This window comes from Rhodoblastus sp. (assembly GCF_019449565.1).
Taxonomy (GTDB): Bacteria; Pseudomonadota; Alphaproteobacteria; order Rhizobiales; family Beijerinckiaceae; genus Rhodoblastus.
In genome coordinates this window covers 1-8469 of sequence record NZ_JAGRPM010000071.1, presented here as the reverse complement: position 1 = coordinate 8469, position 8469 = coordinate 1, and the positions used below count along the sequence as shown (strand labels likewise).

7 protein-coding genes and 1 pseudogene are annotated in these 8469 nt (G+C 63.5%); 4 read left to right on the top strand and 4 right to left on the bottom strand.

Annotation, left to right across the window (positions count from 1 at the left end):
- Window positions 1–205, top strand: a pseudogene (locus QZ409_RS16335) (putative sulfate exporter family transporter); the annotation flags it as partial.
- A gap of 30 nt (window positions 206–235) precedes the next feature.
- Here the strand turns inward: QZ409_RS16335 and QZ409_RS16330 are convergent.
- Window positions 236–1231, bottom strand: coding sequence for an AraC family transcriptional regulator (locus QZ409_RS16330; protein WP_296713407.1), 996 nt, complete (start codon window positions 1229–1231; stop codon window positions 236–238).
- 346 nt (window positions 1232–1577) lie between these two features.
- On the opposite strand from QZ409_RS16330, the gene QZ409_RS16325 reads away from it, so the two are divergent.
- The 3 genes from QZ409_RS16325 (at window position 1578) to QZ409_RS16315 (ending at window position 6247) form a co-directional block, all read left to right on the top strand.
- Window positions 1578–3230 (top strand): fatty acid--CoA ligase, encoded by a 1653-nt coding sequence (locus QZ409_RS16325; RefSeq protein WP_296713406.1) that lies wholly within the window; start codon window positions 1578–1580, stop codon window positions 3228–3230.
- 47 nt (window positions 3231–3277) lie between these two features.
- Window positions 3278–5050 carry an acyl-CoA dehydrogenase gene (locus QZ409_RS16320; RefSeq protein WP_296713404.1) on the top strand — a complete coding sequence of 591 codons (1773 nt, stop codon included), beginning with the start codon at window positions 3278–3280 and terminating at the stop codon, window positions 5048–5050.
- A 72-nt stretch (window positions 5051–5122) separates the two neighbouring features.
- Window positions 5123–6247, top strand: coding sequence for a thiolase family protein (locus tag QZ409_RS16315; RefSeq protein ID WP_296713403.1), 1125 nt, complete (start codon window positions 5123–5125; stop codon window positions 6245–6247).
- A gap of 281 nt (window positions 6248–6528) precedes the next feature.
- Here the strand turns inward: QZ409_RS16315 and QZ409_RS16310 are convergent, their stop codons facing one another.
- The 3 genes from QZ409_RS16310 to QZ409_RS16300 form a co-directional block, all read right to left on the bottom strand.
- Window positions 6529–6849: a hypothetical protein gene (locus QZ409_RS16310; RefSeq protein ID WP_296713401.1), complete on the bottom strand. Its 321-nt coding sequence runs from the start codon at window positions 6847–6849 to the stop codon at window positions 6529–6531.
- Window positions 6850–7070: 221 nt separating this feature from the next.
- The gene (locus QZ409_RS16305; RefSeq protein ID WP_296713399.1) at window positions 7071–8174 is read right to left on the bottom strand and encodes a YeiH family protein; all 1104 of its coding nucleotides are present in this window, start codon (window positions 8172–8174) and stop codon (window positions 7071–7073) included.
- Between the two features lie 87 nt (window positions 8175–8261).
- On the bottom strand, window positions 8262–8469 hold a 208-nt coding region (locus QZ409_RS16300), incomplete at its 5' end, for an FAD-binding protein (protein ID WP_296713397.1).

The following is an 8469-nucleotide window of genomic DNA, read 5'->3' as shown; positions in this document are numbered from 1 at the left end:
GGGCCTGATTCCGGAAGCCGTCCTGCCCGTCATCGAGCGTTTCGCGACGATCTTGACCGTCCTGTCGATGGCGGCGCTTGGCCTTGAAGTCGATTTGGGCAACCTGCGGCGCGTCGGCGGCCGGGCCACGATCGCCGTCACCCTTTCGCTACTGACGCTGATCGCGATCAGCTACGCCCTGATCCGACTGATGGGGACCGCCTGAAGACGGCCCCCACGCCTCCAGGGCGCGCGATCAAACGCGTTGCAGGCTCGGCGCCCTGCTCGCTCCCGCCCCGCCCAGACGAGCGCGGTATTGACCGGGCGAAGAATCGAACCAGCGCTTGCAGGCGCGGAAGAACGCGCTCTGATCGGCGAAGCCAAGCAAATAGGCGACTTCGGCCAAGGTCATATTCGGCCTTGCCAGATAATTCTGCGCCAGATCGCAGCGCGTCTCGTCGAGCAACTTCTGAAAGGACGTTCCCTCGTCGTTGAGACGCCGCGTCAGCGTCCGGTCGCTGAGATGGAGCGCACGCGCGATCTCTTCCCGGCGCGGTTCGCCGCCGGCCAGCCGGCGCGTGATTTCCTCGCGGATCTTCACGCTGACGCTTGCGCCATCGAAGGCAGCAAGCCGTTGTTGTACAAGCCCTTCATGCACACCGGCCAATCCGGGATTAAAGCCCGGCAGCTTTGTGTCGATATCGGCGCGCGCGAATTCGATGCCGTTGAAATCAGCCTCGAAATGCAGCGGGCATTGGAAGGCGATTTCGAAAGGCGCGATTTCCGCGGGCGCCGGCCAGACCAGATAAACTCCGAGCGGCCTGATCGGCTTTCCCGCGACCCAGCGGCAGAATGTCAGCAGGGTCAAAAGATCGAATTCCATCCTTTGCCGGGGGATGGGTTCACGCCCGCCGAACAGCCGCAAATGCAGCGTGACCGACGCGTCCTTGAAATCGAGCTCGATCGAGGCGGCGTCGCTGACCAGCCGCAAATGGCGCGCGAAATTTTCAATCGCGACGCGTAAGTTCGGACTGGTCAACATCGCGTAGCCGACAATGTCGAAATTGCCGGGCTTGGGCACATGCGGGCTGAGCAGTCCGATGGCGGGATTGCCAGAATATTCCGCCGCCGCGCGCCACAGGCGGCTCACCAGTTCCGTCGGCGCGCGATTGTCGGGATTGGCCATCAGCGCCGGATCAACGCCGGCCTGGGCCAGGACGGCGGCGACATCCAGCCCGACGTCGCCAAGCATCTCGACGATCCCTTGAATCCACGCCGATGAGGTCGTGCGGCCGCCCATCCACAACACCAATCCAACGCCTGGTCCGGCGAGGCCAATAGATTGGCCTCGCCACGCAAATTGTCAGGCGCGCGCGGCAGTCTAACATAGTCACAAAAGCGCAGACAGCGCCGACGTGGGCAGGAAACGCGACATTCATTCGTCGGGACCGGGCGGGGACGAGCCAAAGGGCGGCTCGTCCGACAGCCCGTTCGAACGCCAGCCCTCCAACGCGAAACAGGAAACAGCCAGATCCCGGAATCGGCGCATCGACGCGCCCAAAGGGACATGGGTCAAGCAGGTTTGGGAGGAACGTTGAATGTCATCCAATATTATCGAGCGCGCCGGCAACGCCTATGAATACCCCCTGCTGATCAAGCAGTTGTTGCATACGCCGCTCGCGACGGCGCCCGATCAGGAAATCGTCTATCGCGACCTGGCGCGCCACACTTATCGCGAGATGCGCGATCGCATCGGCCAGCTGGCCAGCGGCCTTTCCAAACTTGGCGTCAAGCCCGGCGACACCGTGGCGATGATGGACTGGGACAGCCACCGCTATCTCGAATGCTTCTTCGCCGTGCCGATGATGGGCGCTGTGCTGCAGACGGTGAATGTGCGGCTCAACCCCGAGCAGATCCTCTACACCTTGAACCACGCCGGCCCGAAGGTGCTGCTGGTGAACGCCGAATTTCTGCCGCTCATCGAAAGCTTCAAGGACCGGATCGAGACGATCGAGAAGTTCGTCCTGATTTCCGACGCGCCGCATGCTGAACAGGCCGCCGTTCCGATGGAATGCGAATATGAGGTGCTCCTGCTCTCCGGCTCGCCCGACTATGACTTCCCCGATTTCGACGAGAATACGCGCGCGACGACCTTTTACACCACGGGCACCACCGGCCTGCCGAAAGGCGTCTATTTCAGCCACCGTCAGCTCGTGCTGCACACCCTGGCCGAAACGGCGGCGCTGGCCCTGGCGCCGGCGCAGGGCCGTCTCCATCGCGACGACGTCTACATGCCGATCACGCCGATGTTCCATGTCCACGCCTGGGGCTTTCCCTATGCGGCGACGATGGCGGGGCTCAAGCAGGTCTATCCCGGCCGCTATTCCCCCGAAGGCCTGCTTGAACTCAGGGCGCGCGAAGGCGTGACCTTCTCCCATTGCGTGCCGACCATTCTGCACATGATGCTCACGCATCCGAAAATCGACGATTACGACCTGAACGGCTGGAAGATCATCATTGGCGGCTCGGCCCTGCCGACAGGCCTCGCCGAAGCGGCGATTAATCGCGGCGTCGACGTTTTCGCTGGCTACGGCATGTCCGAAACCTGCCCGATCCTCACCCTTTCCCATGTCAAGACGGACCTGCTCACCAGCCCGGATGACAAGGCCGTCAATTTGCGGGTCAAGACCGGCCTGCCGATTCCGCTGGTCGATCTGCGCATCGTCGATCCGGACATGAAGGACGTCGCCCATGACGGCAAGGCGGCCGGCGAGATCGTCGTGCGCGCGCCCTGGCTGACGCAAGGCTATCTCAAAAATTCCGAGGCCTCCGAGGCGCTCTGGGCGGGCGGCTATCTGCACACCAACGACATCGGGGTCATCGACACTAAAGGCTACGTGCAGGTCACCGACCGGCTGAAGGACGTGATCAAGACCGGCGGCGAATGGGTGTCGTCGCTGGAGATCGAGGACATCATCTCGCAGCACCCCGACGTCAGCGAAGTCGCGGTGATTGGCGTCAAGGACGCCAAATGGGGCGAACGCCCCAAGGCGCTGGTGGTGCTGAAATCGGACCGCGATCAGACGCTGGCGGCGGATGATCTGAAGGCCTTCGTCAAGACCTTCGCCGACCGCGGCATCATCTCAAAATTCGGCGTCCCCCACGACATCGTCTTCGTTGAATCGTTGATCAAGACCAGCGTCGGCAAGCTCAACAAGCGCGCCTTGCGCGAAGTCTATGAAGAAGCCTGACGCCCGAAATCCATCATCTTGAAAAACTCCCAAACCGGATTGAACCCATGACCGCCTTTACGCCTCCCGTCCGCGACCTGCTGTTCGTCATGAATGAAATCGGCGACCTGCCCGGCGTCCTCGCCCTGCCCGGCCATGCCGAAGCCACGCCCGACCTCGTCGAAACCATCGTCGAGGAAGCGGGCAAATTCGCCGCCGGCGCCATCGCGCCGCTCAATGTCATCGGCGATCGCCAGGGCAACAAATGGGCCGACGGTGTCGTCACCACGGCCCCGGGCGTCGCTGGCGCCTATCGCGACTTCGTGGACAACGGCTGGGGCGCGCTCGGCGCCAATCCGGACTTCGGTGGCCAGGGCATGCCACATGTCGTGTCGCTGCCGGTCGTCGAACTCTGGGCCAGCGCCAATCTGGCGTGGTCGCTCTGCCACATGCTGACTCTCGGCGCCGTGATGGCGATCGAAAGCCACGCCAGCGACGATCTGAAGGCGGCCTATCTGCCGAAGATGATTTCCGGCGAGTGGACCGGCACGATGAACCTGACCGAGCCGCAGGCCGGCTCCGACCTCGCCGCTATCCGCACGCGCGCCGTCCCCGAAGGCGACGCCTATCGCATCACCGGCACGAAGATTTTCATCACCTGGGGCGAGCATGACGTCGCGGAAAACATCATCCATCTGGTCTTGGCCCGCCTGCCCGACGCGCCGCCCGGCGTGAAAGGCATTTCGCTGTTTGTCGTGCCGAAGTTCCTGGTCAATGAAGATGGAAGCCTCGGCGCGCGCAACGATCTCGTCTGTTCCTCGATCGAGCACAAGCTCGGCATTCACGGCAGCCCGACCGCGGTGATGTCGTTCGGCGACAAGGGCGGCGCGACGGGCTATCTCGTCGGCGAGGCCAATCGCGGCCTCGAATATATGTTCACGATGATGAACCACGCCCGCATCAATGTCGGGTTGCAGGGCGTGGCCATTGCCGAGCGCGCGTACCAGCAGGCGCGCGATTACGCCCTCGACCGCGTGCAGAGCCGCCCCCTCGGGCAGTCCGCCGGCGCGCCCATCGTCCATCATCCCGACGTCAAGCGCATGCTGCTCGACATGAAGGCGCGCATCGACGCCATGCGGGCCATGGTCTATTACGTCGCCGGCCAGATGGACGTGGCGCACGCCGCTTCCGGCGAAACGGCGAAACGCGCCGCCGCCATCGCCGATCTGCTCACCCCCGTCGCCAAGGGCTGGTGCACGGAAAACGGCCAGCTCGTCGCCTCGGAAGGGATTCAGGTCCACGGCGGCGTCGGCTTCATCGAAGAGACCGGCGCTGCGCAGCACCTGCGCGACGCCCGCATCACCACCATCTACGAAGGCACCACCGGCATTCAGGCCAACGACCTCGTCGGCCGAAAGATCGCCCGCGACAAGGGCGTGACCGCGAAGAGCTTTGTCGCCGAGATGCGCGAAATCCTGCCCCGTCTCGACGGCCCTCTGGCGCCGCTGGCGGAGGGTCTTGCGGAAGGCTTCGATCATCTCGAACAGGCCATCGCCTTTGTCCTAGCGAAACACGAGACCGACCCCGCCGTGACGGCGGCGGGCGCCGTGCCGCTGCTCAACCTGTTCGGCACGGTGACCGGCGGCTGGCTGATCGCCAGACTGGCGCTTTCGGCACAGGAGAAGGCCGCCGCCGAGGGCGATCCCACCGGCTTCCATGGTTCGAAAGTCACGCTGGCCCGCCATTACGCCCGGCACATTTTGCCATTGGAGCGGGCTTACTTCGTCGCCATGACCGAGGGATCGGACACGACTCTCGGCTTTGACGTCGCTTTGCTCTGAACCCGTTCGTGCCGCCCCCCTCACTTCTGCAGTGAGCGAAAGCGGCAACGATATTCATCGAGGAACCAAAAGATGACCGGCATCTACATCGTGGACTATGCCCGTTCGCCCTTCACCCAGGCCTATAAGGGGGCGCTGGCGGGAACGCGGCCGGACGATCTGGCGGCGACCGTCGTCAAGGCGCTGATCGCGCGGACGACATTCGATCCAGCCGAGATCGAGGATCTGATTCTTGGCTGCGCCTTCCCGGAGGGCGAACAAGGGCTCAATCTCGGCCGCGTCGTCGGCCTGCTCGCCGGCCTGCCGCAAAGCGTCGGCGGCGCCACGGTCAATCGCTGGTGCGGCTCCTCGCTCAACGCCATTCAGATCGCCGCGGGCGCCATCGCCATGGGCGCGGGCGAGGCGATCGTCGCCGCCGGCGTCGAAAGCATGTCGCGCGTGCCGATGCTGGGGTTCAACCCCCAGCCTAATCCGAGCTGGCCCGAGACGACGGCGCGCGCCTTCCTCAACATGGGGCTGACCGCCGAAACCTTGACGGAGCGCTACAAGCTCGACCGCGCGACGCAGGACGCCTATGCGATGAACTCGCACCACAAGGCGGCGGCGGCCCGCGCCGACGGCCGCCTCGCGGCGGAAATCGTGGCGGTCAACGGCGTCGAGCACGATGGCCTGATCCGCCCGGACTCCAGCCTCGAAAAACTCGGCGGACTGAAGCCCGCCTTCCTCGACGGTGGCAGCGTCACGGCGGGCAATTCCTCGCCTCTGACCGACGGCGCTTCGGCGGTTCTCGTCGCTTCCGAAAGCTTCGTGAAGCGGCATGACCTGACGCCGCTGGCGCGGATCAAGAGCTTCGCCGTCGCCGGCTGCGCGCCGGAAATCATGGGCATCGGCCCGGTGGAATCCACCCGCAAGGCGCTTTCCCGCGCCGGACTCAAAGGTTCCGATCTCGACGTGATCGAGATGAACGAGGCCTTCGCCGCCCAGGTGCTCGCCTGCTGCGCCGATCTCGACATCGACCCCGCCCGACTCAACCGCGACGGCGGCGCCATCGCGCTCGGCCATCCGCTCGGCGGCACCGGCGGCCGCCTCGTCGGCAAGGCCTCGATGCTGCTCAAGCGCGACGGCGGACGCTATGGTCTCGCCACCCAATGCATCGGCGGCGGCCAGGGTATTTCGATGATTGTGGAGGCGGCATGATCGCGGAGATGGGCCTCGGCGCTGCCGCCCGTCTCTGCGACGCAGCGTTTCTCGCGGCAAGAGTTTCCGAGCCAATAGCGAAAACGCATGTCAGCGCCATTTTGCGAAAATTGAAGGCGCCGAACCGATGCCGCGTTATCGCGCTTCTGCTTCGGCCCCGTCCGACCATCATAAACTGACCGACAGCATCGGTCAGCGTGGCCCGCTTCCACAACGTGGTAAGTCTCGCTTTCCGCGACGATTGTACTCGGTTGGCGCGCGACCAATGCGCGACGGCTTGGCTAAATCCCCGATCCGCCGTCCTCGCTCAGGAAGGGAGGCTCTGGCAAATCGGCATCCAAAAGAGCAGCGCGGCGCGTCGGAAAATTCGTCGGCAGCGGCATCCAGAACACCAACTCCGAATCAGTGTAGACAAACTGGCATTCCGCATCCGAATCCACCGCGATCCAGCAGTCGTCGCTCGAATGCTTTGGACGTCCCCATTTGACGACATCGACTTCGCCCGCCCCTTGCTCCGAGGGGCGAATGACCACGAGAAGCCGCGAGCCGTCCCTTGGCGCTGTCGCGATGGGCCGCCACATACCGAAATCTGTTCCGCTCATCGGTAGGTCCCTTCGAGGCTTTCAAAGTTGCACGAAGCTTATGAAATTAGATAGGACGCGCAAGAGCCTTGTGCCGGATCTTAAGTCGCAAAAGACCGGAGCGCTGAAACAAAGGCCACCGAGCTTCCGCTTATCGCGCAACCCATCGTCACGAGCGACTAAGACGAGTTCGCCAGCAATTGCAGGCAATTCTCCTCAGCAAGTCCGGCATCCCACAGATTTCAGGCGAATAACACGGCGAGAGCCGTAAGGCCCGCAATCCAGGCTGTCTCCAACACCATCAAGGCAATCGGCTTCCAGCCGACCGCCGCAAGGTCCTTGAAGGACGTCTTCATGCCCAGCGCCGCGATCGCCGTGACGAGGCACCAGCGAGAGACGTCATTGGCCAAATCCGTCGTCACTTTGGGCAACAGTTCCAAGCTGTTCAGTGCCACGAGGACGGCAAAGCCGACCAGAAAAAGCGGAAACTTCACCTTCGCGCTGCGCTGGCCGCCCGCCGCTTGGCGACTGACCACGAACGCAATGGTGAAAACCACGGGCAGCAGCATGCTGACGCGCAGCAGCTTGACATAGGTCGCGACGTCCCCGGTCTCAGGCGAGATCGAATAGCCCGCGCCCACAACCTGGGCCACGTCATGGATGGTGCCGCCAAGGAAAATGCCGGCGTGAACATGATCGAAGCCAAGCGCCGACACAAACAGGGGATAAATGATCATGGCGATGGTGGACAGCAGCGTCACTGTCACCACCGTCAAAATGGTGTCTCTTTCGCTTTCGGGCGTGCGCGGCAAAACCGACGCGATCGCCAGGGCGGCCGAAGCCCCGCAAATGCCGACCGCGCCGCCGGACAGCACGCCGAAGGAGCGACCGAGGCCGAGCCTCTGGGCGACGACGGCGCCGAGGGCGATCGTGGTGATGATAGCCACGACTACGGTCGCGATTGGCATGGCGCCAAGCTGGAGAATTTGATGCGCCGTGATGCGCGCCCCGAGCAAGGCCACTCCGACGCGCAGCACCGCCTTCGATGAGAACTCGATCCCTGCGACGCAGCGGCCTTCCTCATACAGGAAGTGAAAGGTCATCCCGAAAAGAAGGGCGAACAACATTACCGGAGAGCGATATTGTTGCGCCAGCCACGTGGCCGCCAAGGCGATCGTGGCCGCGACCAGCAGGCCGGGATATGTCCTGTGAAAAAATGCGCGCCATTCCGCAAGATGGGGCTGAACTGACGGCTCGATCGGCCCGGCCGCCACACCCTCCATGCCGTCATAGGACTGGAAGATTTTGTGCGCGGAGGCGGTGTCCGTATCGAGATCCGAGTTCATGCTGTCTCGCTTTTATTCGACTGGTTTTCGCTGTTGACGCGGCCGGGCTGCACATCCCTGCCGCGTCGATCACACGGAACCAAAATTCTAACGTCCGATCTTGCCCAGCTCGTTCTGAATCTCCGGCAGGGCGGCGTAGAGATCCGCCACGAGTCCGTAATCGGCGACCTGGAAGATCGGGGCCTCTTCGTCCTTGTTGATGGCGACGATGACCTTGGAGTCCTTCATGCCCGCCAGATGCTGGATCGCGCCGGAAATCCCCACCGCGATGTAAAGCTCCGGCGCCACCACCTTG

Excerpts from the sequence above, each read along its gene's own strand:
- QZ409_RS16310 (WP_296713401.1), bottom strand. The coding sequence starts at position 6,849 with ATGAGCGGAACAGATTTCGGTATGTGGCGGCCCATCGCGACAGCGCCA.
- QZ409_RS16330 (WP_296713407.1), bottom strand. The coding sequence starts at position 1,231 with ATGCTTGGCGACGTCGGGCTGGATGTCGCCGCCGTCCTGGCCCAGGCC.
- QZ409_RS16315 (WP_296713403.1), top strand. The coding sequence starts at position 5,123 with ATGACCGGCATCTACATCGTGGACTATGCCCGTTCGCCCTTCACCCAG.
- QZ409_RS16305 (WP_296713399.1), bottom strand. The coding sequence starts at position 8,174 with ATGAACTCGGATCTCGATACGGACACCGCCTCCGCGCACAAAATCTTC.
- QZ409_RS16320 (WP_296713404.1), top strand. The coding sequence starts at position 3,278 with ATGACCGCCTTTACGCCTCCCGTCCGCGACCTGCTGTTCGTCATGAAT.
- QZ409_RS16325 (WP_296713406.1), top strand. The coding sequence starts at position 1,578 with ATGTCATCCAATATTATCGAGCGCGCCGGCAACGCCTATGAATACCCC.